The sequence below is a fragment of the Enhydrobacter sp. genome, assembly GCF_030246845.1.
Taxonomy (GTDB): Bacteria; Pseudomonadota; Alphaproteobacteria; order Reyranellales; family Reyranellaceae; genus Reyranella.
The window spans coordinates 1,221,983-1,247,504 of the sequence record NZ_CP126889.1; the positions used below are offsets into that span (position 1 = coordinate 1,221,983).

At 67.7% G+C, this 25,522-nt stretch carries 23 protein-coding genes; 17 read left to right on the forward strand and 6 right to left on the reverse strand.

The features are described from left to right. Positions 1 to 20 precede the first annotated feature (20 nt). Genes OJF58_RS06285 through cofH form a run of 5 tightly spaced genes read left to right on the forward strand, consistent with a single transcriptional unit; the run spans position 21 to position 6,382 of the window. The gene (locus OJF58_RS06285; RefSeq protein WP_300782722.1) at positions 21 to 974 is read left to right on the forward strand and encodes a sugar-binding transcriptional regulator; all 954 of its coding nucleotides are present in this window, start codon (positions 21 to 23) and stop codon (positions 972 to 974) included. After that, on the forward strand, positions 974 to 2,416 hold the full coding sequence (gene xylB / locus OJF58_RS06290; protein WP_300782724.1) for a xylulokinase: 1,443 nt from the start codon (positions 974 to 976) through the stop codon (positions 2,414 to 2,416). Before OJF58_RS06285 ends, xylB begins: the two co-directional genes overlap by 1 nt. A 9-nt stretch (positions 2,417 to 2,425) precedes the next feature. Next, positions 2,426 to 3,391 (forward strand): 2-phospho-L-lactate transferase, encoded by a 966-nt coding sequence (gene cofD / locus OJF58_RS06295; RefSeq protein ID WP_300782727.1) that lies wholly within the window; start codon positions 2,426 to 2,428, stop codon positions 3,389 to 3,391. Between the two features lie 23 nt (positions 3,392 to 3,414). Further along, positions 3,415 to 3,963 (forward strand): 2-phospho-L-lactate guanylyltransferase, encoded by a 549-nt coding sequence (gene cofC / locus OJF58_RS06300; RefSeq protein ID WP_300782729.1) that lies wholly within the window; start codon positions 3,415 to 3,417, stop codon positions 3,961 to 3,963. Next, the gene (gene cofH, locus OJF58_RS06305) at positions 3,953 to 6,382 is read left to right on the forward strand and encodes a 5-amino-6-(D-ribitylamino)uracil--L-tyrosine 4-hydroxyphenyl transferase CofH (protein WP_300782731.1); all 2,430 of its coding nucleotides are present in this window, start codon (positions 3,953 to 3,955) and stop codon (positions 6,380 to 6,382) included. Before cofC ends, cofH begins: the two co-directional genes overlap by 11 nt. A gap of 68 nt (positions 6,383 to 6,450) precedes the next feature. On the opposite strand, the gene fgd is transcribed toward cofH, so the two are convergent. Further along, entirely contained in the window at positions 6,451 to 7,455 is a 1,005-nt protein-coding gene (gene fgd / locus OJF58_RS06310) for a glucose-6-phosphate dehydrogenase (coenzyme-F420) (RefSeq protein ID WP_300782734.1), read from the reverse strand. Between the two features lie 74 nt (positions 7,456 to 7,529). On the opposite strand from fgd, the gene cofE reads away from it, so the two are divergent. Then, on the forward strand, positions 7,530 to 8,273 hold the full coding sequence (gene cofE, locus OJF58_RS06315; RefSeq protein WP_300785193.1) for a coenzyme F420-0:L-glutamate ligase: 744 nt from the start codon (positions 7,530 to 7,532) through the stop codon (positions 8,271 to 8,273). Between the two features lie 92 nt (positions 8,274 to 8,365). Here cofE and OJF58_RS06320 read toward each other — a convergent pair whose 3' ends face one another. Next, complete coding sequence (locus tag OJF58_RS06320; protein WP_300782737.1) at positions 8,366 to 9,505, reverse strand: ABC transporter substrate-binding protein; 1,140 nt, start codon at positions 9,503 to 9,505, stop codon at positions 8,366 to 8,368. 8 nt (positions 9,506 to 9,513) lie between these two features. Next, positions 9,514 to 10,383, reverse strand: coding sequence for an IclR family transcriptional regulator (locus tag OJF58_RS06325; protein WP_300782740.1), 870 nt, complete (start codon positions 10,381 to 10,383; stop codon positions 9,514 to 9,516). Between the two features lie 106 nt (positions 10,384 to 10,489). Here OJF58_RS06325 and OJF58_RS06330 point away from each other — a divergent pair, with 106 nt between their 5' ends. Genes OJF58_RS06330 through OJF58_RS06360 form a run of 7 tightly spaced genes read left to right on the forward strand, consistent with a single transcriptional unit; the run spans position 10,490 to position 18,695 of the window. Further along, positions 10,490 to 11,377, forward strand: a complete 888-nt coding sequence (locus OJF58_RS06330; protein WP_300782744.1) for a branched-chain amino acid ABC transporter permease — start codon at positions 10,490 to 10,492, stop codon at positions 11,375 to 11,377. After that, complete coding sequence (locus OJF58_RS06335) at positions 11,374 to 12,315, forward strand: branched-chain amino acid ABC transporter permease (RefSeq protein WP_300782747.1); 942 nt, start codon at positions 11,374 to 11,376, stop codon at positions 12,313 to 12,315. Before OJF58_RS06330 ends, OJF58_RS06335 begins: the two co-directional genes overlap by 4 nt. Then, the gene (locus tag OJF58_RS06340) at positions 12,312 to 13,109 is read left to right on the forward strand and encodes an ABC transporter ATP-binding protein (protein WP_300782750.1); all 798 of its coding nucleotides are present in this window, start codon (positions 12,312 to 12,314) and stop codon (positions 13,107 to 13,109) included. Before OJF58_RS06335 ends, OJF58_RS06340 begins: the two co-directional genes overlap by 4 nt. Beyond that, the gene (locus OJF58_RS06345; protein ID WP_300782752.1) at positions 13,106 to 13,840 is read left to right on the forward strand and encodes an ABC transporter ATP-binding protein; all 735 of its coding nucleotides are present in this window, start codon (positions 13,106 to 13,108) and stop codon (positions 13,838 to 13,840) included. Before OJF58_RS06340 ends, OJF58_RS06345 begins: the two co-directional genes overlap by 4 nt. Before the next feature lie 21 nt (positions 13,841 to 13,861). Next, entirely contained in the window at positions 13,862 to 15,937 is a 2,076-nt protein-coding gene (locus tag OJF58_RS06350) for a hydantoinase/oxoprolinase family protein (protein WP_300782755.1), read from the forward strand. A gap of 2 nt (positions 15,938 to 15,939) precedes the next feature. After that, entirely contained in the window at positions 15,940 to 17,676 is a 1,737-nt protein-coding gene (locus OJF58_RS06355; RefSeq protein WP_300782758.1) for a hydantoinase B/oxoprolinase family protein, read from the forward strand. Positions 17,677 to 17,687: 11 nt separating this feature from the next. Beyond that, on the forward strand, positions 17,688 to 18,695 hold the full coding sequence (locus OJF58_RS06360) for a TIGR03619 family F420-dependent LLM class oxidoreductase (protein ID WP_300782760.1): 1,008 nt from the start codon (positions 17,688 to 17,690) through the stop codon (positions 18,693 to 18,695). Here the strand turns inward: OJF58_RS06360 and OJF58_RS06365 are convergent. The 3 genes from OJF58_RS06365 to OJF58_RS06375 all read right to left on the reverse strand — a co-directional run bounded on the left by OJF58_RS06365 (position 18,688) and on the right by OJF58_RS06375 (position 21,826). Next, the gene (locus OJF58_RS06365) at positions 18,688 to 19,755 is read right to left on the reverse strand and encodes an LLM class flavin-dependent oxidoreductase (RefSeq protein ID WP_300782763.1); all 1,068 of its coding nucleotides are present in this window, start codon (positions 19,753 to 19,755) and stop codon (positions 18,688 to 18,690) included. The genes OJF58_RS06360 and OJF58_RS06365 overlap by 8 nt on opposite strands. Before the next feature lie 124 nt (positions 19,756 to 19,879). After that, positions 19,880 to 20,950 carry an LLM class flavin-dependent oxidoreductase gene (locus OJF58_RS06370; protein ID WP_300782767.1) on the reverse strand — a complete coding sequence of 357 codons (1,071 nt, stop codon included), beginning with the start codon at positions 20,948 to 20,950 and terminating at the stop codon, positions 19,880 to 19,882. A gap of 15 nt (positions 20,951 to 20,965) precedes the next feature. Further along, the gene (locus OJF58_RS06375) at positions 20,966 to 21,826 is read right to left on the reverse strand and encodes a TIGR03620 family F420-dependent LLM class oxidoreductase (RefSeq protein WP_300782769.1); all 861 of its coding nucleotides are present in this window, start codon (positions 21,824 to 21,826) and stop codon (positions 20,966 to 20,968) included. Between the two features lie 81 nt (positions 21,827 to 21,907). On the opposite strand from OJF58_RS06375, the gene OJF58_RS06380 reads away from it, so the two are divergent. The 4 genes from OJF58_RS06380 (at position 21,908) to OJF58_RS06395 (ending at position 25,522) form a co-directional block, all read left to right on the forward strand. Continuing rightward, positions 21,908 to 22,750, forward strand: a complete 843-nt coding sequence (locus tag OJF58_RS06380) for an LLM class F420-dependent oxidoreductase (protein ID WP_300782771.1) — start codon at positions 21,908 to 21,910, stop codon at positions 22,748 to 22,750. Further along, a complete protein-coding gene (locus OJF58_RS06385) occupies positions 22,747 to 23,691 on the forward strand; it encodes an LLM class flavin-dependent oxidoreductase (RefSeq protein WP_300782773.1) in 945 nt (314 codons plus the stop codon). Before OJF58_RS06380 ends, OJF58_RS06385 begins: the two co-directional genes overlap by 4 nt. Before the next feature lie 105 nt (positions 23,692 to 23,796). Then, the gene (locus OJF58_RS06390) at positions 23,797 to 24,642 is read left to right on the forward strand and encodes an LLM class F420-dependent oxidoreductase (RefSeq protein WP_300782776.1); all 846 of its coding nucleotides are present in this window, start codon (positions 23,797 to 23,799) and stop codon (positions 24,640 to 24,642) included. 94 nt (positions 24,643 to 24,736) lie between these two features. Then, positions 24,737 to 25,522, forward strand: coding sequence for an alpha/beta hydrolase (locus OJF58_RS06395; RefSeq protein ID WP_300782779.1), 786 nt, complete (start codon positions 24,737 to 24,739; stop codon positions 25,520 to 25,522).

Consider the following 25,522-nt stretch of genomic DNA (forward strand, 5'->3'; position numbering starts at 1 on the left):
TTCGGGGTATGACAGGCGCCATGTCGGACGATGACGAGCAGCTCCGGGTGCGCGTGGCCTGGCTCTATTTCATGGAAGGCCTCACGCAGGCCGATATCGCCGGCAAGCTCGGCATCACCCGATTGAGGGCCAACCGCCTGCTGGGGGAGGCACGCGACAGCGGGCTGGTGAACATCCAGGTCAATGCGCGGCTTTCGGGCTGCGTGGCGCTGGAACGCGAGCTGATCGCCGAGACCGGGCTGAAGGACGCCGTGATCGTGCCCACGCCGGCCGACCCCGAGCAAATCTCGGCGGTCCTGGGCAGGGCCACGGCCGACTATCTCGCGCGCCACCTGAACGAAGACCGGGTGCGCGCGCTCGGCATCGGATGGGGCGCCACGCTGCACGAAACCGTACGGCATCTGCATAGCGCCAACCTGCCTGATCTCAGCGTCAACTCCATGATGGGCGGGCTCACCTACGGGTCGGAGCTCAACACCTTCGAGATCGCGAGCGAGTTCGCCCGGCGCATCAACGCGCAGTGCAACTACCTCGCCGCACCGATCTACGCCGGCAGCCCGCGCTCACGCGACACGATCCTGGAACAGGACGTGTTCCGCGATACTTTCCAGCGCCTCTCCTCGATCGACATGGCCCTGATGAGCGTGGGCGATCTCAGTCGCCGCTCGCTGCTGATCCGCTATGGCCTGCCGCGCGACGTGACCGTCGAGTCGCTGCGCGGCGCGGGCGCCGTCGGCGACATCATGGGCACGTTCCTCGATGCACGCGGCCAGCCGGTGCGCCACGCGGTCAACCGGCGCGTGATCGCGATGCCGATCGACCTGCTGCGCAAGGTTTCCACGGCGATCGTGACGTCGGGCGGCCTCAACAAGTCGGCGATCGTGGCGGGCGTGCTGCGCGCCCGCCTCTGCTCCGTGCTGGTGTGCGACGAGGCGACGGCGCGCGCGGCGCTTGGGTTGCTGCGCGGCGGCTGATGTATCTCGGCATCGATATCGGCACGTCGGGCGTCAAGGCCGCCGTGATCGACGAGCAGGACCGGTCCGTGGCCGAGGCGGCGGCGCCGCTCGCTGTCTCACGGCCACGACCGCAGTGGGCCGAGCAGAGGCCGCAGGACTGGTGGCGCGCCGTCGAGCTCACGCTCGATGCGCTGGCTGCGGATTCGCCGGCCGCGATGGCGGCGGTCAAGGCCATCGGCCTGTCGGGGCAGATGCTGGGCGTGACCCTTCTCGACCGGGCAGACCGGCCGCTGCGCCCGGCCCTGCTGTGGAACGACGGCCGCGCCGGCGCCGAATGCCGCGAACTGGAGCGGCGCTTTCACGATTTCACCGAGCGTGTCGGCTGTCGGCCAATGCCGGGCTTCCCCGCCCCCAAGCTTCTGTGGCTCGCGCGCCACGAGCCGGCTGCTCTCGACCGCGCCTGTCGCGTGCTGCTCGCCAAGGACTATGTCCGTCTATGCCTGACCGGCGAGGCCGCCAGCGACCGCGCCGATTCCTCGGCCACGCTGCTGATGGACACGGCCGGAGGCGACTGGGACGACGCTCTCCTTGCCGCGTGCGGCATTGCTCGGACGATGATGCCGCGTCTGGTCGATAGCGCCGAGATCGCCGGTATCGTGCGGGCCGAGCTGGCGGCGCGCTGGCGCCTGCCGGCAGGAACGCCCGTCGCGGGCGGCGGCGGAGACAATATGTGCGCCGGCATCGGCGTCGGCGCCGTCCGGTCGGGCGATGCCTATATCGGACTCGGCACGTCCGGCGTTTATTTCGTCGCCAACGACCGCTTCATCCCGTCGAGATTCGCCGGCATGCATACCCATCGTCATGCCGTGGCCGCTCTCTACTGCCAGCAGGCCGTGGTCCTGAGTGCCGGCGCGTCGCTCGCCTGGGTGGGCGGCCTGTTGCGCGCACCCGATCTTTCGAGCCTGATGGCCGAGGTCGAGGCGGCGGAACTGATCCCCGCCGAGACGCCCGTCTTCACTCCGTACCTGGGCGGCGAACGGACGCCGCACGACGATCCGACCCTGACCGCCACCTTCTCCGGCTTGACTCACGAGACGAGTCCTCTGGCCTTGGTGCAGGCGGTCATGGAGGGCGTGGCCATGGCCTTGGCCGATGGGCACGAGGCGCTGATCGAAAGCGGTGCACGCGTCGGCGAGGTCCGCCTGACCGGAGGCGGCGCCCGCAGCACCCTGTGGGCCCGTCTCGTCGCCGCTGCGCTCGGCATTCCGCTCCGGCTTCAGCCGCACGCGCAAACCGGCCCGGCGCTGGGCGCGGCGCGGCTCGCCCGACAGAGCGTCGGCGGTCCGTTGATCGCCGCCTCCGGCAGCGAAGCGATCATCGTGCCGGTCGAGCCGTCGCTGCGCGAACAGCTCCTGCAGAAGCGCGCGCTTTTCCGCAGACACCTCCACCTTTCGCGCTAAGCTCGGAGCATGAGTCAGGACAATCGCAGCGTGCTCGCCCTCGCCGGCGGGGTGGGGGGCGCCAAGCTCGCGTTCGGCCTCAGTGCCGTTCTGCCGGCCGAGGCGCTGACAGTGGCCGTGAACACGGCAGACGACTTCGAGCATCTCGGCCTCTCGATCTCGCCGGACCTAGATACGGTCATGTACACGCTGGCCGGCGTCGCCAATCCGGAGACAGGCTGGGGCCGACGGGACGAGAGCTGGAACACCATGGCGGCGCTCGAGCAACTGGGCGGCGAGACCTGGTTTCGCCTGGGCGACAAGGATCTCGCCACGCACATCGAGCGCACCCGCCGCCTGCGTGCCGGCGAGACGCTCACGACAGTGACCAGGGACCTCGCCCAGCGTCTCGGCGTCAAGTGCGCCATCGTCCCGATGACCGACAATCCGGTGCGCACCGTCGTCACCAGCGACCGCGGCGACCTCGCCTTCCAGGACTGGTTCGTCCGGCTGCGCTGCGAGCCTGCGGTCGAGCGCGTCCGCTTCACCGGCGCGGACAAGGCGCGCGCCAACCCTGTCCTTCTCGACATGGCCGGCCTGCGCGGCGTGATCTTCTGTCCGTCCAACCCGTTCGTGAGCGTGGCGCCCATTCTCGCGATCCCCGGCGTGCGCACCGCCCTGCAGCGCACGACGACGCCGCGGGTCGCCGTGACGCCGATCGTGCGCGGACAGGCGATCAAGGGCCCGGCCGCCAAGATGCTCGCCGAACTTGGCCACGATGTTTCCGCACTGGGCGTGGCGCGTTACTACAAAGGCCTGATCGACGGCTTTGTCCTCGACCAGACCGATGCGGGCCTGAAGGCCTCCATCGAAGATCTCGGGATCAAGGTGCTTGTCGCCGACACGATGATGCGCACCGACGAGGACAAGCGGCGACTTGCCGTCGCAGCCCTCGAATTCGTGGACGCCCTCGCCCGCACTCTGCAACACTCCTAGCCATGCTTGCCGCTGTCGTTCCGATGAAGTCCCTGCCGCTCGCCAAGGGCCGCCTCGCGCCGGTCCTCGATGCAGCGGGACGGCGTGCGCTGGCGCAGAGGATGCTGGACCATGTGCTCGGCACGCTCCGTCAGGCCGGGCTCCCCTCCATCCGCGTGGCAAGCGGCGCCGGCGACGACAGCGACCTCAATCGAGACGTAACGGAAGCGGCCCGCACGGTGCAGGCCGAAGGCGCGACAGACCTCCTCCTGGTGATGGCCGACCTGCCCTATCTTTCCGTGCCCGACATCGAGGCCCTGATCGAGGCCGGCCGCAAAAGCCCCGTGGTCATCGCCGAGGCCAAGGATGGCGGCACCAACGCGCTTCTGCTGCGGCCGCCGACGGTGCTCGAATTCACCTTCGCCACCCAGCGGCCGAGCGCCAGGCTGCACGTTGAACGCGCACGATCGGTCGGCATCGAGCCCGCCATCGTGCGCCGGCCCGGCCTTTCGCGCGATATCGACACGCCGGCCGATCTGGCCCAGCTTGTCTCCGACCATCCTGTGTACCATGTGTTCCGTCATGTCGCCTGAAGTCGAAAGAATTCTTGCCGAAGCGGCCGATTTGCCGGGCCTGATGAAGAAGGCGGCGGCGATCCGCGATGCCGCCTTCGGCGAACGCGTGACCTTCTCCAAGAAGGTCTTCATCGCGCTCACGCATCTCTGCCGCGACACCTGTGGCTACTGCACCTTCGTGCATCCGCCGCGTCGCGGCGAGGCGGCATACCTCACGCCCGATCAGGTGCTGGAAATCGCGCGCGCCGGCCAGACGGCGGGCTGTGCCGAGGCGCTCTTCACCCTGGGCGACAAGCCGGAGCTGAAATGGAAGCCCGCAGCCCAGGCGCTCGAAGCGATGGGCCATACGACGACGCTCGACTACCTCGCGGCGATGGCCGAACGGGTCTTCAAGGAGACCGGCCTGTTGCCCCATCTCAATCCCGGGCTGATGACGGCGGCCGACCTCGCCCGGTTGCGGCGCGTTTCGGTCTCGATGGGCATCATGCTGGAGACGACGGCGGCTCGGCTCGGCGAGCGCGGCGGCCCGCATTACGGCGCGCCGGACAAGGAGCCGGCGGCGCGTCTGGCCACGATCGGGGCCGCCGGCAAGGCGAAGGTTCCCTTCACCTCGGGCATCCTGATCGGCATCGGCGAGACGCGCGCCGAGCGGATCGAGGCGCTGCTGGCGCTGCGCGACCTGCATCGCGCCCACGGTCATCTGCAGGAAGTCATCATCCAGAACTTCCGCGCCAAGCCCGACACGCGCATGGCGAAGGCGCCCGAGCCGTCGTTCGAGGAACTTTTGTGGACCGTCGCGGTGGCGCGCCTGATTTTCGGCGACATGCTTTCGGTCCAGGCGCCACCCAATCTGCAGGAGCCGGGCTACGGCCGGCTGATCGAGGCGGGCATCGACGACTGGGGCGGCGTGTCGCCGGTGACACCCGATCACGTCAATCCCGAGCGGCCCTGGCCTGCGCTGGAAGCGCTGGCCGTGGAAAGCGCGAAGTACGGCAAAGTGCTGACCGAGCGGCTCGCCGTCTACCCGCGCTACGTGCACGACAAGGCCTGGATCGATCCCGCATTGCGTCCGCGCGTGCTGGCGCTGAGCGGCGCGGGCGGGCTCAGGCGCGACAACGACTGGCGGCCGGGCCTCGTCATGGCGCTGCCCAAGGACGATGTCGCGACTCTCGCGCAGCCGGCGGTGCGCCCGAGCGCCAGTCTCGCGCCGATCCTCGACCGGGCGACCCGCGGCGAGGATCTCGGCGAGGACGATATCGAGCGACTGTTCGCGGCGCGCGGGCCAGACTTCGCCGCCGTGACGCAGGCCGCCGACGCGGTGCGCCGCGAGACGGTGGGCGACGCGGTCTCCTACGCCGTCGTACGCAACATCAACTACACCAACATCTGCTACTTCCGCTGCGGCTTCTGCGCCTTCTCCAAGGGCAAGCTCGCCGCCAACCTGCGCGGCTCGCCATACGACCTCACGGTGCAGGAGATCGTACGCCGCGCGGCCGAGGCCTGGGACCGCGGCGCCACCGAAGTCTGCATGCAGGGCGGCATCCATCCCGACTACACCGGCCAGCACTATCTCGATGTGTGTCACGCCGTGCGCGAGCGGATCCCCGGCATGCACGTGCATGCCTTCTCGCCGCTCGAGGTCTGGCACGGCGCCACGACCCTCGGCCGTTCGATCCCGGACTTCCTGGCCGCGCTGCGCGATGCCGGCCTCGGCAGCCTGCCGGGCACGGCGGCCGAGGTGCTGGACGACGAGGTGCGCGACGTCCTCTGCCCCGACAAGGTCTCGACCGATCAGTGGCTCGAGATCATGCGGGCCGCCCACAAGGTGGGGCTGCGCTCGACCGCCACCATCATGTTCGGCCATGTCGACCGGCCGATCCATTGGGCGCGCCATCTGCTGCGCCTGCGCAACCTGCAGAAGGAGACGGGCGGCTTCACCGAACTGGTGCCGCTGCCGTTCGTCGCCGCCGAGGCGCCGATCGCGCTGAAGGGCCAGGCACGCCTGGGGCCGACCTTCCGCGAGGCGGTGCTGATGCATGCCATCGGCCGGCTCGCGCTCCATCCGCACGTCAGGAACATCCAGACCTCGTGGGTGAAGATGGGCATCGAGGGCGCCAAGATCTGCCTGCAGGCCGGCGCCAACGATCTGGGCGGCACGCTGATGAACGAGTCGATCACCCGCGCCGCCGGCGCCGAGCACGGCGAGGAGCTGCCGCCGGAGGCGATGGAGCGGCTGATCGCCGATCTCGGTCGCACGGCGCGCGTCCGCACGACGCTCTATGGCGATGCCGACACCGATCGTATCGCGGCCGCGCATGCTGCCGCGCCGCTCGCGCCCGTCACGCTGGAAGTCGCGACCCGCTGGACCGGCCCGGCGACCGAAGGCGACAAGCGCCGCGTGCTGCCCAAGCCGCGGCAAGCGGCCACCGCGCGCTGAGTCCTTTTGGGACTGCGGGCTGCCAGCCCGCCCATGAGCGAGCCGGAGGCTCGCGGTCCCAAAGAAGGCTATCCGAATTTCTTGCGGAGCCGCGGCAGCACGTCCTTTGCATAGAGCGCCAGGAAGCGCGCCTGGTCGGGGCCCGGCGCGTGGAACACCAGATGGTTGAAGCCGAGCTGGAGGTAGGGGGCGATACGCTCGACGTGCTCGTCGGGATCGGTCGAGACGATCCAGCGACTAGCGATGCGATCGATCGGCAGGGCGTCGGCGAGACGCGCCATCTCGGTCGGATTGTGCACCGAGGTCTTCTCCTCGGCCGAGAGCGCCAGCGCCGACCAGAAGCGCGTGTCCTCCCTGGCGCGCGCGAGATCGGTATCGAATGACACCTTCATCTCGATCATGTAGTCGACGGAGCCCGGCGCCTTGCCGGCCGCCTTCATGCCCTCGACCACCCCGGGAATGAGCTTGTCGCGATAGAGCTCGGCGCCCTTGCCGCTGGTGCAGATGAAGCCGTCGCCGCTGCGGCCGGCGTATTTGGCGACCTGCGGGCCGCCCGCAGCGACGTAGATCGGGATGAGCTCGGCCGGCCGGTCGTAGATCGTGGCGTCGCGGGTCTTGTAGTATTCGCCTTCGAAGGTGACGTGCTCCTCGCTCCACAGCTTGCGCATCAGCACGATCGATTCGCGCAGCCGCGCGTACCGTTCCTTGAACTCGGGCCAGGGCTGGCCGGTCGCCGGCACCTCGTTCAGCGATTCGCCCGTGCCCACGCCCAGGATCACGCGGCCGGGGAAGAGGCAGCCCAGGGTGGCGAAGGATTGCGCCACGATCGAGGGATGGTAGCGATAGGTCGGTGTGAGCACGCTGGTGCCCATCGCGATGCGGCCGGTGCGGGCGCCCAGCGCCCCCATCCAGGTGACGGAGTGCGGCGCATGGCCGCCCTCGTGCCGCCAGGGCTGGAAATGGTCGCTGATGAACACCGAGTCGAAGCCCTGCCGCTCGGCCTCGCAGGCGAAGTCGAGCAGCTCCTTCGGCGCGAATTGTTCGGCGGACGCCTTGTAGCCTAGCCTGAGCATGGATCGGCCCCTTTGATCGAAGACGGGGAAAAGGCTTATCACTACCCGCCTCTCTCCTGCGATGGAGTTTTTCGATTAACGCCCGACGCCTCGAACTGATCGCGCCCGCCGGCCTGCCCCGCATAAGACGGGACGACGATCTCGCCTCGTTGATCGCGCCTTTTGGTCTCCAGAACCACGATGTCGTGGTCCTGGCGCAGAAGATCGTTTCCAAGGCCGAAGGGCGACTGTTCCGCCTCTCGGACGTCATCCCCTCCGAAAAGGCGGTCGAGCTGGGCCGGCAGGTCGACAAGGATCCGCGGCTGGTCGAATTGATCCTGCGGGAATCGACCGAAATCGTACGGGCGGTGCGCGGCGTGCTGATCGTGCAGCATCGGCTGGGCTTCGTGATGGCCAATGCCGGCGTCGACGCTTCGAATGTCGACGATCCCGAGCAGGTGCTGTTGCTGCCCGCCGATCCCGACGGCTCGGCCCGCCGGCTGCGCGCGCGGCTGAAGGAGCTCGTCGGCGTCGAGGTGGGCGTGATCATCAACGATTCCTGGGGCCGCGCCTGGCGCATGGGCACGGTCGGCGCGGCGATCGGGGCCGCCGGCCTGCCCGGCCTGATCGACATGCGCGGCCAACCCGACATGAACGGCCGCCTCCTGCGCGTCACCGAGATCGGCCACGCCGACGAGATCGCGGCGGCGGCATCGCTTCTGATGGGTCAGGCCGCCGAGCGCCGGCCGGTCGTCATCCTGCGCGGCCTCGGCCCGCCCGCCCGCGACGGCAACGCGGCCGAGCTCGTGCGGCCGAGGCAGATGGATCTGTTCCGATGACAGCGTTCGTTGATGTCATCCCGAGCGTAGCGAGGGATCTTTAGCAAGCCGAAAGATCCCTCACTTCGTTCGGGATGACACTGCTCTGGCTGTCACTCCACCTTCACCAGCTCGGCGACGGCGACCTTGCGGTTCTTCACCGTCTGCAGCACGACGTAGTGGCCCATCGAGTTGTGGTCGTCGAAGCCCACGACCTTGCCCATGAGGTTGTCGATCTTGACCTTGCGCATGGCCTCCATGACCTTCTGGCCGTCGGTGCTGTTCGCATCCTTGATCGCCTGCGCGATGATGCGGATCGACTGGTAGCCGGCCCAGGTTTGCAGGTAGGGCTCGGACTTGTGCTTGGCCTCGATCTTTTCGACGAAAGCCTTGTTCTGCGGATCGTCGATCGTCGAATTGTAGACCCAGGCGCTGATCGAGCCTTCCATGCCGCCGGCCTCGATGATGGGCTGGTTGCGCCCGCCCAGCTCGACGCGGCCGGTATAGGGGATATGGACGCCGAGCTGCATCGCCTGGCGCAGGAAGTTGATCGAGTCGCCGCCGATCTGGAAGGTGGCGATGGCATCGGGATGGAGTTGCTGCAGGCGCGTCAGCAGGCTGGTGAAGTCCGGCGTGTTCTGCGGCGGATAGTCGGTCGACAGGATCTTCAGTCCGGCCTTGCCGGCCACCGCCTTGAAGGCGTCGGCCCCGCCGCGGCCGAAGTCGGTGTCCTCGGCCACGATCGACACCGTCTTGAACATCTTCTTCTGGCCGAGATACTGACCCAGGGCGTCCATCATGGCGCTGTCGGACGGGCTGATGCGAAAGGAATATTCGTTGCGGCCCGGCCCCGCATGCTCGGTGATCTGCGGGTTCGAGGCGATGCCGGTGATCATCGGGATCCTGGCATCGGCGATGATCTTCATCGTGGCGAGATGGACCGAGCTGCAATGAGCGCCCTCGATCGCCACGACCTTGGCCTCGACGAGCTTGTTGGCGACGTTCACCCCTTCCGACGGGTTGCACTTGTTGTCGAGCACCATCAGCTCGACCTTGCGGCCGCCGAGCAGGCCGCCGGCGGCGTTGATCTCGTCGACGGCCAGATCGACGCCCCACATCTCCCATTCCGACGCGACCGCCGCCGGGCCCGTCTTGGGCGTCGAGACGCCGATCACGATCGGCTGTGCCAGCGCGGGCACGGCCCCGAGCAGGCAGGCGGCAGCGGCCGCCAACCAGGTCTTCATCTTCATCATGCTCCTCCTCACACGCTCCCTGTTGTTCCATTTGTTGGCATGCTGGCCGGCATGCCCAGCAGCCGCGAGATGCGCAGCGCCGCCGCCGTCACCAGCGGCTCGACGCTTGCAAGCGTCAGGCCCGAATCGAGATACTTCGGAAAGGCAACGCTCAGCGCCGCGACGACGGCGCCGGTCCGGTCGCGGATCGGTGCGCCGACCGAGAGCACGCCGGGAATGTTCTCCTCGTTCACCAAAGCAAAGCCTTGCCGTCGCACCTTCGGGAGCAGGGCGACGAGCGCCGCGGGATCGGTGATGGTGTGCGGGGTGATGGCGGCGAGCCTTCGCGTGCCTACGACCTTGCGTGCCTCGTTGTCGCTCAGCGACGCCAGAAGGACCTTGCCCGCGCCGGTGCTGTGCAGGGGCATCTCGCTGCCGGGACTGACCCTGATCGCGACCGGGCCGTCGGCCTGCACGGCCAGCAGATAGATCGCGCGGCCGCCGCGCAGCACCGAGAGAAAGCCGTTCAGGTGATGGTCGTGCGCCAGCCGCTCCAGCTCGCGCCGGGCGGCGACGACATAATCGAAAGCCCCTTCGCCCGTCACGCCCAGCGCCAGCGTGCGATGGCCGAGGCGATAGCGCGACGTGTCGTCGTTCTTCTCGATGTAGCCGCGCGTCGCCAGCGAGCTCACGAGGCGCTGCACCACGGTGGGACTGAGCCCCAGGCGGCGCGCGAGCTCGCGCACGCCGAGCTCACCGCCTTCGGCCGCGATGGTTTCCAGCACGTCGAGCCCGCGCTCGAGCGACTGCGAGCGCGCACTCGGCCGGGGCTCGGCTCGCGCCGGCTGCGGCCGCGGCGCCACGATCACCCGTCGCCCGGCGATCCTGGGTGCGCTCATGGCATGTGTGCCGAATATCGGTACATCGTTTCGATAGTTGCAGCGTCACAGAATTCTTGATTATCTGTCAACCGCCTGGTCCAGGAATTGCACAGTCGCGACGACAATGACCATCGACGCCGGCTATCTCCTTCAGCTCACGCTGAACGGCCTCGCGCTGGGACTCCTCTATGCGCTGATCGCCGTCGGCCTGTCGCTGATCTTCGGCGTCATGGAGATCATCAACTTCGCGCATGGCGAGCTCCTGATGCTGGGCGCCTTCGCCATGACCTTCGCACTCCCGGTGGTGGGCCTGCTCTACTGGCCCGCTCTCGCCGCCGCCATCCTTGTCGCCATGCTGGCCGGCCTGCTGATCTACGAGATCCTGCTGGCGCGGCTCAGGCCGGACGAGTTCGAGCGCAGCATCCTGATCACGCTCGGTCTCTCGATCGTCCTGATCCACACGGTGCAGTATTTCTTCACCGCGACGCCACGCATGGTCGACACGCAGTACGGCTTCTCCGGCATCGCGATCGGCAGCATCCGGCTCACCTGGACCCGCGTGATCGGCGCCGCGGCCGCGGTGGTCGCCTTCGCGGGCCTCTACCTCACCTTGCGCTTCACCCAGTTCGGCCGTGCCATGCGCGCCATCGCACAGAACCGCGAGGCGGCCCTGATGGTCGGCATCCGGCCGCGCGTCGTCGCGCGCAACGCGATGATCCTCGCCACCGGGCTCTGCGGCCTCGCCGGCGCGGCCCTGGCGCCGATCCAGCTCGTCACACCCTACATGGGCCAGTTCCTGATCTTCAAGGCGTTCGCGCTGGTGATCATCGGCGGGCTGGGCAACATTCCCGGCGCCGTCGCGGCCGCCGTCGCGCTGGGCTTCGTCGAGAGCTGGATCGGCGGCTTCTTCAGCGCCGCCTGGCAGGAAGGTGCGGTCTTCGTGCTCATGATCGCCGTGCTGATGCTGCGGCCGGACGGCCTGTTCAAGCGCGGAGGCATGCGCGTCGGATGAAGCTTGCCGCCGCTCTGGTCGCGGCGCTCGTGCTCGCCGCGCTGCCGTTCATCACCTCGTCCAACTACATCATTGGCGTGGGTATCTCGGCCCTGGTCTTCACCGTCGCCGCCGCGGCGCTCAATCTCGTCTACGGCTTTGCCGGCCTGCTGTCGTTCGCCCAGCTCGGCTTCTGGGGTATCGGCGGCTATGCCGCGGCGCTCACGGTCGTGACCTTTGGCGGCTCGTTCTGGCAGGGCGTGCTGTGGGCGGCGCTGCTGAACGGCGCGATCGCGCTCCTCGTGGGATACCCGATGCTGCGCACCAACCGGCATGCGTTCGTGATCTCGACGCTGACCTTCGCGCTGCTCGTCACGCTGGTCGCACGCGACTGGGTGAGCCTGACGCGCGGGCCGCTCGGCATTCCCAACCTGCCGCCGCCGCATGCCCTCGGCCGGCGCTTCGATACACCGGCGAAATTCTATTGGCTGGTCTGGGTCTTCGCGGTGACGACGGTAGCGTTCCTCTATGCGCTGTGCAGCTCGCGCATCGGCCGCACGCTCGTTGCGATCAAGCAGAACGAGCCGCTGGTGCGCGCGCAGGGCATCGCCCCCATGCCCTACAAGCTCACCGCCTTCGCGCTCAGCGCGGCCATCACCGGAGCGGCCGGCGGCGTGTACTGCTTCCACCTCCGGATCATCGATCCGACGTTCCTCGATTTCTACTACATGCAGACCTTCCTGATCATCGTGATCATCGGCGGAAGCGGCAGCTTCTGGGGCGTGATCGCCGCCGGCATCGCGCTTTCCGCCCTGCCGGAGGTGCTGCGCTTCTCCGAAGATCTGCGCATGATCATCTACGGCGTGATTCTGGTGGTCGCCATGTTCGTGATGCCGGCAGGCGTCGCGGGCTGGCTGCGCGAGCGCAAGCTCGCCGCCGTGCGTGAGGCCCTGCGATGAGTGCGATCCTGAAACTCGCCGGGCTGCGCAAATCCTATGCCGGCGTCCATGCGCTCGACGGCGTGTCGTTCGAGGTCGAGGCTGGCAGCATCACCGGCCTGATCGGCCCAAACGGCTCGGGCAAGAGCACGGCGATCGATTGCATCTCCGGCTTCCAGAAGCTCGACGGCGGCAGCGTGACGCTCGCCGGCACCGACATCACCGGCCGCCCGGCGCATCTGATCGCGCGCGCGGGCCTGATGCGAACGTTCCAGACGGTGCGAGTCTACGAGCGTCTGTCGCTCGCCGACAATCTCGCCATTGCCGCGCAGCAGTTCGATCCGGCCACCTGGATCGACGAGTTCCTGCGCACGCCGCGCTACCGGCGGGCGGTCGAAAGGTCGGAGCAGCGCGCCCGCGAGCTGGTCGGGCTGATCGGCCTCGAGCGCTACTACGAGGCCGAGGCGGGCATTCTTTCCTATGGCCAGAAGAAGCTGGTGGCGCTGGCCGCCGCTCTGATGCCGCACCCCAGGATCGTGGTTCTCGACGAGCCGGTGGCGGGCGTCAACCCGAGCCGCATCCGCGAGATCGAGGTGGCGCTGCAGCAGCTCAACCGGGCCGGCGAGACCTTCCTGATCGTCGAGCACAATGTCGAGTTCATCACCAACCTCTGCCACCGCGTGATCGTGCTCGAGCAGGGCCGCAAGCTGACCGAAGGCACTGCCGCCGAGATCCATACCGATCCGCGCGTGCTCGAAGCCTATCTCGGCATGACGCCGGAAATGGCCGAGGCGGAAATGCGGGGCGCGGCATGAGCGCGACCGCACTCGACCTCGTCTCGGTGACGGCGGGTTACGGCGACAACCCCATCGTGCGGGATTTCTCGGCACGGCTGCGGCCCGGCTCCATCACCACCCTGATCGGCGGCAACGGCGCCGGCAAGTCCACCCTCCTGCGGGCGATCTACGGGACCAACCGCCTGTTCTCCGGCAGGATCGTCTTCAGGGACGAGACGATCGAGCGCCTGCCGCCCTGGGAACGGCTTCGGCGCGGCATCGGCTTCGTGCCGCAAGGCCGCTGCAATTTCCCGGCGATGAGCGTGGCCGAGAACCTCAAGATGGGCTGCTACACCCTGCCTGCCGCTCGACACGAGGCGGCGATCGGCCGGGTGACGGCTTTGTTTCCGCTCTTGCGCGAGAAATGGCGTATCGAGGCGGGCAACATGTCGGGCGGCGAGCAGCAGATCCTCGAGATGGCGATGGTGCTGCTGCTCGAGCCGAGCCTCCTCCTGCTCGACGAACCATCCCTCGGCCTGTCCCCCAGGATGCAGGGCGACGTGTTCGCTACCGTCCAGCGGATCGCCGCGATCGGTGTCACCGTCCTGATCGTGGAGCAGAATGTGCGCGGGGCGCTCTTGATCTCGGACCGCGCCCTGGTGATGGAACAGGGCCGCAAATTCATGGAGGGGCCAGCCACCGAGGTGCGGACCGACCCCCGGATCCGCCAGGCCTATCTCGGCGGCAACATCCAGCAGACGGCGGCGTAGAGTCGAGGAAGGTAGTGCGAAATGGACAAGGCAAGACTGGCGGTCGATATCGGCGGCACGTTCACCGATCTCGCGCTCGAGGCGAACGGCAAGCGCATCAGCGTGAAGGTGCTCACCACGCCGCGGGCGCCGGAGGAAGGCGTGCTCACGGGCATCGCCGAAATCCTGAAGCAGTCGGGCGTAAAGCCGGCCGATCTCGGCCTCATCATCCACGGCACGACTCTCGCCACCAACGCCATCATCGAGCGCAAGGGCGCCAGGACGGCGCTCATCGTCACCGAAGGCTTCCGCGACTCGATCGAGATGGCCTTCGAGCACCGCTTCGAGCAGTACGACATCTTCATGCAGAAGCCGCCGCCGCTGGTGGCGCGCGACCTGCGTTTCGGCGTCCCCGAGCGGCTCGATGGCCGCGGCAACGTCCTGATCCCGCTCGATGAGGACGCCGTGCGCGCGCTCGCGCCCAGGCTCGAGGCACAGAGGATCGAGGCGGTCGCGATCGGCTACATGCACGCCTATCTCGACGGCAAGCACGAGCGGCGCACGCGCGACATCCTGGGCGCGCTGATGCCCGGCCTCTCGATCACGCTGTCGAGCGAGGTGTCGCCCGAGATCCGCGAGTACGAGCGCTGGTCGACCGCCGCCGCCAACGCCTACGTCCAGCCGGTGATGGACCGCTATCTCGGCCGCCTCGACAGGGCGCTGCGCGAGCGCGGTTTCGCCTGCCCGCTCTTCATGATGACCTCGGGCGGCGGCCTCACCGCGCTCGAGACCGCGCGCCGGTTTCCGATCCGGCTGGTCGAATCGGGACCGGCGGGCGGCGCCATCCTGGCCGCGGCGCTGGCCCGGCAGTGCGGCCTCGACAAGGTGCTGTCGTTCGACATGGGCGGCACGACGGCCAAGATCTGCCTGATCGACGACGGCGAGCCGCAGCATTCGCGTACCTTCGAGGTGGCACGCCAGTACCGCTTCCTGAAGGGCAGCGGCCTGCCGCTGCGCATCCCGGTGATCGAGATGGTCGAGATCGGCGCGGGCGGCGGCTCGATCGCCCATGTCGATTCGCTCTCGCGCATCAATGTCGGCCCGGAAAGCGCCGGTGCCGAGCCGGGCCCGGCGAGCTACGGCCGCGGCGGCACGGAGCCCACCGTGACCGATGCCGACGTGGTGCTGGGCCGCATCGACCCGGGCTATTTCGCCGGCGGCACGATCAAGCTCCTGCCGGACGAGGCGGGCAAGGCGGTCGACAAGGCGGTGGGGACGCCCCTCGACCTCAAGCGCCTCGATGCGGCGTTCGGCGTCAGCGAGATCGTCGAGGAGAACATGGCCAACGCCGCGCGCGTGCACGCCGTCGAGCGCGGCAAGGAACTGCAGGCGCGCACCATGATCGCCTTCGGCGGCGCCGCCCCCATCCACGCGGCCCGGCTGGCCGAGAAGCTCGGCATCGACCGCGTGCTGGTGCCCGAGGGCGCCGGCGTCGGTTCGGCGGTCGGCTTCCTGATGGCGCCGGTGGCCTACGAGGTCGTGCGCAGCCGTTACGTGCAGCTCGACGAGGACAAGTTCGACCCCGCCTTCGTGAACCGGCTGTTCGCCGAGATGCACGCCGAGGCCGAGGCCGTCGTGAAGGCGGGCGCACCGCAGGCCAAACTGGTCGCCACGCGCACCGCCGACATGCGCTATCGCGGCCAGGGCCACGAGATCACGGTCGACCTGCCAACCGGCAAATTCACCGCCGCCTCGCGCGAGGCGCTGATCAAGCTCTACGAGGAAGGCTATGCCGCCACTTTCGGCCGGACCATTCCGGGCCTCACCGTCGAGATCATGAACTGGACGCTGCGCCTTGCCGCGGAACAGCCCCCGGTGGCCAAATGCCCGCCGCAGCCCGCCGACAAGCCGGCCAAGGCGCGCGGCCGCCGGCCGGTCTACGATCCGGCCGATCAGGACATGAAGGAAATGCCGGTCTATCATCGCACCGACCTTTCGATCGGCAGCTATGTGCCCGGCCCGGCGGTGATCGCCGAGGACGAGACGACCACGATTGTTCCGAAGAGCTTCGCCGCGCGCCTCAGCCCGATCGGCGCCATCCTCCTGGAGAAGGTGTGACCATGAACATCAACGACCCTCTCTCGCCCATCCGCCTGCAGCTCATGTGGGACCGTCTGATCGCGGTCGTCGAGGAGCAGGCGCTGGCGCTGATCCGCACCGGCTTCTCGACCTCCACGCGCGAGGCGGGTGACCTGTCCGCCGGCGTGTTCGACCTCAAGGGCGCGATGCTTGCCCAGGCCGTGACCGGCACGCCGGGCCATATCAACTCCATGGCGCGCGCGGTGCGACATTTCCTCGACAAGTTCCCGGCAAAGACCATGAAGGAAGGCGATATCTTCCTCACCAACGACCCGTGGAAGGGCACGGGCCACCTTCACGACTTCACCTTCGTCACGCCGACCTTCCGGCGCGGCAGGATGGTGGCGCTATTCGCCTCGACCTGCCACGTGGTCGATATCGGCGGCCGGGGCATGACGACCGATGCGCGCAACGTCCATGAAGAAGGGCTCTACGTGCCGTTGATGCGCTTCGCGCATGCGGGCAAGGTCGACCAGACCCTGATTGACATCGTGACGGCCAACGTGCGCGAGCCGGTGCAGGTGGTGGGCGATCTCTACTCGCTCGCGACCTGCAACGAGATCGGCTGCCGGCGGCTGATCGAGATGATGGACGAGTTCGCGATCGACGATCTCGATCGTCTGGGTGGCCACATCCTGGAGAAATCCCGGCAGGCCTCGCTCGAGGCGATCCGCAAGATCAAGCCCGGCGAATACAAGTTCTCGATGCGCGTCGACGGCTACGACAAGCCGATCGACCTCGTCGCCACCATGAAGATCGGGCCGACCGGCATCGATGTCGACTTCGCCGGCACCTCGGGGGTGTCGGCCTACGGCATCAACGTGCCGGTCTGCTACACCGAGGCCTACTCCTCGTTCGGCGTGAAGTGCATCGTGGCCCCCAAGGTGCCGAACAACGAGGGCTCGCTGTCGGTGATCCGCGTCACGGCGCCGGAGGATTCGATCCTGAATGCGCGCAAGCCCGCGCCGGTTGCCGCCCGCCACGTCACCGGCCAGATGCTGCCGGATGTGATGTTCGGCTGCCTGCACCAGGCACTCGGGGGCCACGTGCCGGCCGAGGGCACATCGTGCCTGTGGAACCTGTTTGCACTGGGCGGTCCCGGCGCCACCGACGGCGATCCGGCCGAGACGGTGCACGCCCAGCCCTTCAGCGTCATGAGCTTCCATGCCGGCGGCACCGGCGCCCGGCCGGGCGCGGACGGCCTGTCCGCCACGGCCTTCCCGAGCGGCGTCCGGAACGTGCCGATCGAGGTCAACGAGGCGGTGTCGCCGGTCATCGTGTGGCGCAAGGAATACCGCCAGGATTCGGGCGGCGCCGGCGAGTTCCGTGGCGGCCTGGGCCAGGTCATGGAAGTGGGCACCCTCGACAAGGCGCCGTTCGCGCTCAGCGCCTACTACGACCGTATCGACCATCCGCCGCGCGGTCGCGACGGTGGCCTCAACGGCGCCTCCGGCCGGGTCAGCCTTTCCTCGGGCCAGGTGCTGCGCGGCAAGGGCCTGCAGACCGTGGCTGCGAAAGAGCGCGTGATCATCGCCATGCCGGGCGGAGGCGGCCTCGGCAATCCGCGCAAGCGGCCGACCGCAGCCGTGGCTTCCGATGTGCGCCAGGGCTTCATCTCGACGGAGTCGGCGCGGCGCGACTATGGCGTCGCGGTGAACGACGACGGGACGGTCGACGAGACAGAGACCGCCAGGCTGCGCGCCGTGGCAGCCGAATAGGAACCAGAACGATGCGCGTGAGTGCCGGCTTGCCGACCGGGATGGAGGGCCTGACCTATCCCATACCCTTCTCCGATCCGGAGAATGTGATCCGGATCGCCCAGGCCGCCGAGAAGTTCGGCTACGACTCGGTGTGGGGCAACGACCACATGACGACGCAGAACTATGTACGCGCCGAGTTCCCCGTGCCGCCCCGCTTCTGGGAACCGCTGGTCACCTATGCCTTCGTGCTCTCCAACACCAGGACCATCAAGGTCGGCACCGGCATCCTGGTGCTGCCCATGCGGCACGACATCGTCGTGGCGGCAAAGCAGATCGCCACCCTCGACCATTTCGGCAAGGGCCGGCTCGAGCTCGGTGTCGGCATCGGCGCCTACCGGGAGGAGTTCAAGGCGCTGCAGCCCGACAGCCGGATGGAGCGCGGCGACATCGTCGACGAAGGCCTGCAGGCGCTCAATCTTCTGTTCAAGGAGCGCGTCGCGAGCTTCGACGGCAGGTTCTACAAGTTCCGCGATGTCGAGCTGTTCCCCAAGCCCTATCAGAAGAAGCTGCCGATCTATGTCGGCGGCAACAACGCCAACAACATCCGCCGCACCGTGCAATGGGCGGACGGCTGGCTGCCGGCCGGCATGCATGTCGATCGGATTCGGGCCGGCGTGAAGACCCTGCGCGAGGAGGCCGAGAAGGCAGGCCGCGACTGGCGCGCCATCGAGGTCTGCCCGCAATTCGTCGTCCATGTCGGCAAGACGCACGAGGCTGCGATCGAAAGCTTCCGCAGGAGTCAGATGAACAAGCACCTGGTATCGCTCGCCAGGTCGACGCTCAGAGGCCAGGGCGCGGCCACGCACGAGGAGATCAACCTGATCGGCACGCCGTCGGAGATCGTCGAGAAGGCGCTGGCCTTCCGCGAGGCCGGCGTCACACACCTGCTCGGCCTCTACTTTGCCGCCAACTCCGTGCCCGAGCTTCTGGACCAGATGCAGATCTTCGCCGAGGAGGTCGCGCCGAAGGTCAAGTAAGCGTCCTCTTCACGAGGGGAATCACCCCCTTCGCGATTGCTTCGAGCTCCTCGACCGCCTGACGCAGGGACATGCCGGGCGGCCGTGGCTGGAAGATGATGTGGTCGACATCGAGGCGCGGTTGCCAGTCGATGATCTTCCTGGCGATGTCGGCCGGGGTGCCCAGAAGCCAGCGTTCCTGCATGAAGTCTTCCGACATGAAATACGGATTGTCGCCGGTGAGCGGCTTGCGCTCGCCCGTCACGCGATCGATGTAGGAGAGGCCGACGCGTTCGGGCGCGTACTGGACACGATAGACATGGTCGATGAAGGGCTGATGCCGCTTCATCGCGTCCGCCGCCGAATCGCCCACCAGGATCTCGCGCATCAATGCCCGCGGCAGCGGACCCGCGTTCTGGCGCGCCACCTCCTCGTCGAACGACCGGAGCTGGCGCACCAGATGCTCCAGCTCGATCAGCGGCGCGACCAGGAAGCCGGCGCGGTGCCGGACGGCACGTGCCCGCGCCTTGGGCGCCGCAGCGCCGATCCAGAGCGGCAGGCGGCCCGGCCTGACCGGCGGCGGTCGCAGCAGGCCATCCTTCACCTTGTAGATGCGGCCGTCATAGTCGAAACGCTCACCCTTCCAGGCGAGGCCGAGGATGTCGAGCGACTCCTCGAAGGCCGACGTCCGCCGGCCATAAGGCCAGCCGAACATTTCGAACTCGGCCGGGCGATAGCCCTGCCCCAGCCCGATCTCGACGCGGCCGCCCGACAGATTGTCGACCACCGACAGGTCCTCGGCCAGGCGCAGCGGATGGCCGCCGAGCGGCGCGAGCGCGACGGCCTGGCCGATCCGGCAATTCGGCGCCGCGACGGCGAGCGCCGCACAGGCCACGACCGGCGACGGGCAATAGCCGTCGGCCTCGCCATGATGTTCGCTGGCCCACACCGAGTGGAAGCCGAGCCGGTCCGCTTCGGCCGCGAGCTCGATGCCCTCTCGATAGGCCTTGTCGTATGGCTCTCCGAGCTCGCGATGCGCCTGGAAGCTGAAGGAGACGCCGAATTGCGGAGCTTTGGTCATGGGCATACCGTCCTCAAACCAGCTTCGGTGTCATCCGGGCGAACGCGAGGGATCTTTCGCAGCGCTTGCCAAAGATTCCTCGCTTCGCTTGGAATGACACGCTCCTGGGGTCGAACAGTTCAACTCACGCAAACGCCTTCCGGATGCGCGCCCAATCGGCGAGGGCATGTTCCTGGCCGGGCACGAGCTGGATCGTGAACTGCGTGAAGCCGGCGCTTCGCAGCCCATCGACGCGCTGCTTGATCTCCGGCGCGGTCGCCGTGAAGGAGGTCGAGCGGATCAAGTCGGCGGTGACGAACTGCTTCTCTGCCGGCTTCACGAACATCAGATGCCCCCGGTGGTTCTCGAGGTAAGGCGCATCCTTGGGCTCGAAGGTGCGGGCGAGTGCGACATAGCCGTCGAGCTCGGGCCTCGTGTTGGGCATCCCGGTGGTGCCGGGCCTCAGCCCCGACAGCACCTCGTCCGCCGCGCGATGGAGCATCACAGCGGCGCGGGGGCCGGCTTGGGCCATGGCCCGTTCGGAGTCGACGGGCTCGCCTTCCTGCAGCACGCAGCCGAGCGCAAAAGCCGTCGCCTGCAGGTCGCCGAGCGCATGTCCGGCCTTCTGCCAAACCGCCCGCATCGCCTCGACCTCGCGCGCGCCATGCTCGACGGACGATACGAAGTCGATCCAGCCGGCCTTGAGCCGGGCCGCGAGCGCGCGCGTGCGCGGGCCGTAGGCCGAAAGGTGGAGCGCGATCGGATCGCGCGTGTCGATAAGGCCGAGCTCGGGATTGAGGAAGCGGATCTTGCGCTTCTGCCCCTCCATCTCGAAGTCGACGATGTCGCCGCGCAGGAGGCCATGGACCTGGGCGATGTAGGCCTCCATGTCCTTGACCTTCATCGCGCCGAAGCCCATGGCGCGGCGCGCCGTGAAGCCGGTGCCGATGCCGAAATCGATGCGGCCGGGCGCGAGCTTGTTCAGCGTGGCGAGCGCGTTGGCGGCGACCGGTGCAATGCGGTTGGAGGGCACGAGCACACCGGTGCCGAGCCGGATGCGCCGCGTGTTCACCGCCGCAGCGCCCATGGCGACGAAGCAGTCCGCGCTCAGCATCTGCGTGTCGTAGAACCAGGCATGGGTGAAGCCCAGCTCCTCGGCCCGCTGCACAACTTTCCACGAGTCCGCCGCGGTGGGCAGCGCGATGCCGAAATCCATTCCGTTTCTCCCGCTCTATGTATCGGCCAGTGCCTGGAGCATACTGTCGCGCGCCGCGAAATCGCCATCGGCATGGACCGGCTGCAGGCAGACATGGGTCGCGCCGGCATCGAAGTGCGCACGCAGCCCTTTCCTGACGGCGGCTGCATCACCCCACAGCACCATGGCGTCGATGAAACGGTCGCTGCCGCCGTTCGCCAGCTCTGCTTCGGTGAACCCGAGTCGCAGCCAGTTGTTGCGGTAGTTGGGTAGCACCAGGTACCGCGCCAGCTCCTTGCGGCCGAGTGCGCGCGCCTTCGGCGGGTCGGTCTCGATCGTGACCTTCTGCTCCACGGCAAGCTGCTTCCCGGGTCCCAGGATCTTCGCGGCTTCCGCCGTATGCTGAGGCGTCACATTGTAGGGTACGGCGCCCTGCGCCTTCTCCGCGCTCAAAGCGAGCATCTTGGGCCCAAGCGCCGCCACCAGCACCGGCGCTTCACGGCCTTCGGGCAGATCCTTGTGAACGCCGTCGAGATAGGCGCGCATGGCGCCGAGCGGCTTGTCGTAGCGATGGCCGCGCAGCCCCTCCACCATCGGGATGTGGCTGACGCCGAGACCGAGCACGAAGCGGCCGCCATAGAGGTCGTTCAGCGACACCATGGCGCGGCGCGCCGTGAAAGGATCGCGCGCGTAGATGTTGGCGATCGAGCTGCCAATCGTGAGCCGGCTGCTCTTGGAGAGAAGATACGCCGCAAGCGACATCGATTCGTAACCGCGCGACTCGGGGTACCACAAGGTGCCGTAGCCGTTCTTCTCCACGGCGTTCACCAGATCGCCGAGCTGTGATCCGTTCAATTTGTCCGTCGAGTACCAGACTCCCAGTCGTCCGAGCTGCATGATTGTGCTCTCCCTGCGTTGCGGGCTTGGCGTGCGACGTTAGCGGACGTATCGTCGGAAATCGATTCCGGGAGGGCTCGCATGGATCTGGGCGTCTGCTATTTCCCCACCGACTACGGGATCGACATGACCGAGCTCGGGCGAGCGCTCGAGGAGCGCGGTTTCAAGTCCCTGTTCGTGCCCGAGCACACGCATATTCCGCTCAGCAGGCGCACGCCCTTTCCCGGCGGGGGCGAATTGCCCAGGCGCTACTCCCATACCCACGATCCGTTCGTGGCTTTGTCCTTCGCGGCCGCGGCCACGAGGAGACTCAAGGTCGGCACCGGCATCCTGCTGGTGCCCCAGCACGAGCCGATCGTAACCGCCAAGGCGATCGCGAGCCTCGACCAGCTCTCGGGTGGACGCTTCGTCTTCGGCATCGGCGGCGGCTGGAACGTCGACGAGATGGAGAATCATGGCGCCACGCATGCCACGCGCTTCAAGATCATGCGCGAGCATGTGCTGGCGATGAAAGCCTTGTGGACGCAGGACGAGGCCTCCTTCCACGGCGAGTTCGTGAAGTTCGATCCCACGTGGTCGTGGCCCAAGCCCCGGCAGAAGCCGTATCCGCCGATCCTGCTGGGCGGCGAGACCGACCACACCCTGCGCCGCATCATCGAGTATTGTGATGGCTGGCTGCCGCGCCCGCGCGGCTTCGATCCGGTCCAGGGCATCGATCGGATGCGCCGCATGGCCTCGGAGAAGAAGCGCGATCCGGCCTCGCTCTCCGTCACCGTTTTCGCCGCGCCGCCGGACGCGGCCGTGCTCGAGAGCTACGCCAAGGCCGGCATCGACGGCGCCTTGCTCGCGATCCCCGACTCAAGCCGCGACGAGATCCTGCGCCAGCTCGATCAGTGGGCGCCGCTTGCCAAGGCGCATGCATGACGGTCGCCGTCGGTCTCGGCCTGATGGAATTTCCCTTCGCCGGGGCCGGCGACTATTGGCGCTGGATCGATCTCTGCGAGCAGGGCGGCGTCGACTCGGTCTGGCAGACCGACCGGCTGGTGAGCCGCCAGCCCATCCTCGAGTGCATGGCGACCATGGCGGCGCTGGCCGGCCGCACGCGACGCCTGCGCTTCGGCATGAATGTCGTCTCGCTCGCGCTGCGCGATCCGGTGTTGCTCGCCAAGCAATGCGCGACGGTCGACCTCCTGTCGGAAGGCCGGCTGCTGCCCGCCTTCGGCATCGGCAGCCCGCTGGGGCCCGAATGGCAGGCTTTGAACATCGATACGCGCACGCGCGGCAGGCGCACAGACGAGGCCTTGGAGATCATCGCCCGTCTGTGGCGCGAGGACAGTGTCGACTTCGCCGGCATGCACTATCGGCTGGCCGGCGCCTCGATCTCGCCCAAGCCGGTGCAGCCCGATCTGCCGATGTGGATCGGCGGCTCGTCGCAAGCGGCCATCCGGCGAACCGCGCGCTACGGCACAGGCTGGCAAGGCGGCGGCGAGACGCCGGCCGACGCCGCCCGCGTCGTGGCCGCGATCAAGACCGCGACTGCCGAGGCCGGCAGATCGATCGACGCCGATCACTACGGTGCGAGCTTTCCGTTCTATTTCGGCGACGCGACCGACAGTGCCGTCACGGGCGCGATGGCGGCCTATACCAAACGCACCGGCCGCGAAGCCGAGCGCTACTTCGCCATCGGCAACGAGACGGCCATCATCGGGCGCATTGCCGACTATGTATCGGGCGGCGTCGAAAAGTTCATTCTGCGACCGGTCGGGGCCAATGGCGAGGAAGTCATCGCCCAGACGCGGCGTCTGATCGACAAGGTCCTGCCGCTCGTTGTCGCTCGATGGCCGAAAACGAAGGTGGCTGCATAGCAAAATGAGGTGTCATCCCGAGCGTAAGCGGGTGATCTTTTGCGATGTCGATCAAAGATCCCTCGATGCGCTCGGGATGACACTGCGAGTTGGGAGGAAAGACCAATGCATCTCGGCGCGGCGATGTTCTTCACCGATTACTCGATGTCTCCCGGCGAACTGGCCAAGGCGCTGGAGGAGCGCGGCTTCGAATCGCTGTGGGCGCCGGAGCATTCGCACATTCCGCTCTCGCGCAAATCGCCGTTTCCGAGCGGCGGCGAGTTGCCCAAGAAATACTACGACGCGATGGATCCGTTCGTGACCCTGACCGCGGCGGCGGCCGCGACGACCAAACTCAAGGTCGGCACCGGCATCTGCCTCGTCGTGCAGCGCGATCCGATCCAGACCGCCAAGCTCGTCGCCTCGATCGACCAGGTTTCGGGGGGTCGCTTCCTGTTCGGCGTCGGCAATGGCTGGAACAGCGACGAGATCGAGAATCACGGCACGGCGTTCAAGAGCCGCCACAAGCTGGCGCGCGAGCGCATCGAGGCAATGAAGGTGATCTGGACCAAGTCGAAGGCCGAGTATCACGGCGAGTTCGTGAACTTCGACCCCATGATGACGTGGCCCAAGCCGGTGCAGAAACCGCACCCGCCGATCCTGGTCGGCGGCGCCTTCCCCTATGCCGCCAAGCGTGCGCTGCGGTACGGCGACGGATGGATGCCACATCGCACGCGGCCCGACTACGCCAACGTCCGCGACTTGCTGCCGAAGTACCGCCAGATGGCGGTGGAGGCCGGGCGCGAACCGGTGCCGGTGACGATCTGGGGCGCGACCGAGGACGAGGATCTCCTGAAGCGTGACCGCGACGCCGGTGTTGTGCGCATCGTGGTGAGTCTCGACTCCGCGAAGGCCGACGCGATCCTGCCGCAACTCGACCGCTGGGCGAAACTTTTGCCGAAGGTCGCCTAGCCCCAGGACCACAGAGCAAATCGTCGACGGTCGCGGCGGTTTGACTTGTCGGAAATCGGTTGCGACCATCCTCGCTCCCGCAAGAGGAGCGCGCATGGCCGGCACGGACTGGACCGACTCCACCATGGAGGCCGCAGGGATAAAGCTCCATGTGGCGCGCGCCGGTCGCGGCCGTCCGCTGATGGTGCTGCACCACGAGACCGGCACGCTCGATCGCCTTCCCTTCTACGATGCGCTCGCTCAGCACTACGACGTTCTGGTGCCGCATCATCCGGGCTACAGCCGCTCGCAGCGACCGGACTGGATGCGCAGCGTTCGCGATGTCGCCGTCCTCTATCGCGGCCTGATGAGCGATCTCAAGCTAGGCAATGTCGCCCTTGTCGGCCTGGGATTCGGAGGCTGGATCTCGGCCGAGATGGCCAGTATGGCGCCCGCCGACCTCTCGCATCTGGTGCTGGTCGGCGCCATGGGCATCAAGCCGCCGGAAGGCGATATCCTCGATCTCGCCGTCACCGGCTATATCGACTATGCGCGCGCGGGCTTCCACGACCAGAAGGCGTTCGATCGGGTGTACGGCGCCGAGCCGTCCACCGACCAGCTCGAGATGTGGGACATCTGCCGCGAGATGAGCTTCCGCATCGCCTGGAAGCCCTACATGTACAGCCAGACACTGCCGCACCTGTTGGGCGCCGTGCGCGTACCGGCGCTGGTGGTCTGGGGGGAGGACGACAGGGTCGTGCCGCTGAGCGCCGGCAAGCGCTATGTCGAGGCCCTGCCGCAGGCGAAGCTGCACGTCGTCGAATCATGCGGCCATTGCATCGACATGGAGAAGCCTGAGGCTCTTGCCGGACTGGTCACCGAATTCATCGGTCGGGAGTGA

What these genes read in the sequence shown, in the direction of transcription:
- OJF58_RS06285 (WP_300782722.1), top strand. Translation starts at nt 21, where the DNA reads ATGTCGGACGATGACGAGCAGCTCCGGGTGCGCGTGGCCTGGCTCTAT.
- xylB (WP_300782724.1), top strand. Translation starts at nt 974, where the DNA reads ATGTATCTCGGCATCGATATCGGCACGTCGGGCGTCAAGGCCGCCGTG.
- cofD (WP_300782727.1), top strand. Translation starts at nt 2,426, where the DNA reads ATGAGTCAGGACAATCGCAGCGTGCTCGCCCTCGCCGGCGGGGTGGGG.
- cofC (WP_300782729.1), top strand. Translation starts at nt 3,415, where the DNA reads ATGAAGTCCCTGCCGCTCGCCAAGGGCCGCCTCGCGCCGGTCCTCGAT.
- cofH (WP_300782731.1), top strand. Translation starts at nt 3,953, where the DNA reads ATGTCGCCTGAAGTCGAAAGAATTCTTGCCGAAGCGGCCGATTTGCCG.
- fgd (WP_300782734.1), bottom strand. Translation starts at nt 7,455, where the DNA reads ATGCTCAGGCTAGGCTACAAGGCGTCCGCCGAACAATTCGCGCCGAAG.
- OJF58_RS06320 (WP_300782737.1), bottom strand. Translation starts at nt 9,505, where the DNA reads ATGATGAAGATGAAGACCTGGTTGGCGGCCGCTGCCGCCTGCCTGCTC.
- OJF58_RS06325 (WP_300782740.1), bottom strand. Translation starts at nt 10,383, where the DNA reads ATGAGCGCACCCAGGATCGCCGGGCGACGGGTGATCGTGGCGCCGCGG.
- OJF58_RS06330 (WP_300782744.1), top strand. Translation starts at nt 10,490, where the DNA reads ATGACCATCGACGCCGGCTATCTCCTTCAGCTCACGCTGAACGGCCTC.
- OJF58_RS06335 (WP_300782747.1), top strand. Translation starts at nt 11,374, where the DNA reads ATGAAGCTTGCCGCCGCTCTGGTCGCGGCGCTCGTGCTCGCCGCGCTG.
- OJF58_RS06340 (WP_300782750.1), top strand. Translation starts at nt 12,312, where the DNA reads ATGAGTGCGATCCTGAAACTCGCCGGGCTGCGCAAATCCTATGCCGGC.
- OJF58_RS06345 (WP_300782752.1), top strand. Translation starts at nt 13,106, where the DNA reads ATGAGCGCGACCGCACTCGACCTCGTCTCGGTGACGGCGGGTTACGGC.
- OJF58_RS06350 (WP_300782755.1), top strand. Translation starts at nt 13,862, where the DNA reads ATGGACAAGGCAAGACTGGCGGTCGATATCGGCGGCACGTTCACCGAT.
- OJF58_RS06355 (WP_300782758.1), top strand. Translation starts at nt 15,940, where the DNA reads ATGAACATCAACGACCCTCTCTCGCCCATCCGCCTGCAGCTCATGTGG.
- OJF58_RS06360 (WP_300782760.1), top strand. Translation starts at nt 17,688, where the DNA reads ATGCGCGTGAGTGCCGGCTTGCCGACCGGGATGGAGGGCCTGACCTAT.
- OJF58_RS06365 (WP_300782763.1), bottom strand. Translation starts at nt 19,755, where the DNA reads ATGACCAAAGCTCCGCAATTCGGCGTCTCCTTCAGCTTCCAGGCGCAT.
- OJF58_RS06370 (WP_300782767.1), bottom strand. Translation starts at nt 20,950, where the DNA reads ATGGATTTCGGCATCGCGCTGCCCACCGCGGCGGACTCGTGGAAAGTT.
- OJF58_RS06375 (WP_300782769.1), bottom strand. Translation starts at nt 21,826, where the DNA reads ATGCAGCTCGGACGACTGGGAGTCTGGTACTCGACGGACAAATTGAAC.
- OJF58_RS06380 (WP_300782771.1), top strand. Translation starts at nt 21,908, where the DNA reads ATGGATCTGGGCGTCTGCTATTTCCCCACCGACTACGGGATCGACATG.
- OJF58_RS06385 (WP_300782773.1), top strand. Translation starts at nt 22,747, where the DNA reads ATGACGGTCGCCGTCGGTCTCGGCCTGATGGAATTTCCCTTCGCCGGG.
- OJF58_RS06390 (WP_300782776.1), top strand. Translation starts at nt 23,797, where the DNA reads ATGCATCTCGGCGCGGCGATGTTCTTCACCGATTACTCGATGTCTCCC.
- OJF58_RS06395 (WP_300782779.1), top strand. Translation starts at nt 24,737, where the DNA reads ATGGCCGGCACGGACTGGACCGACTCCACCATGGAGGCCGCAGGGATA.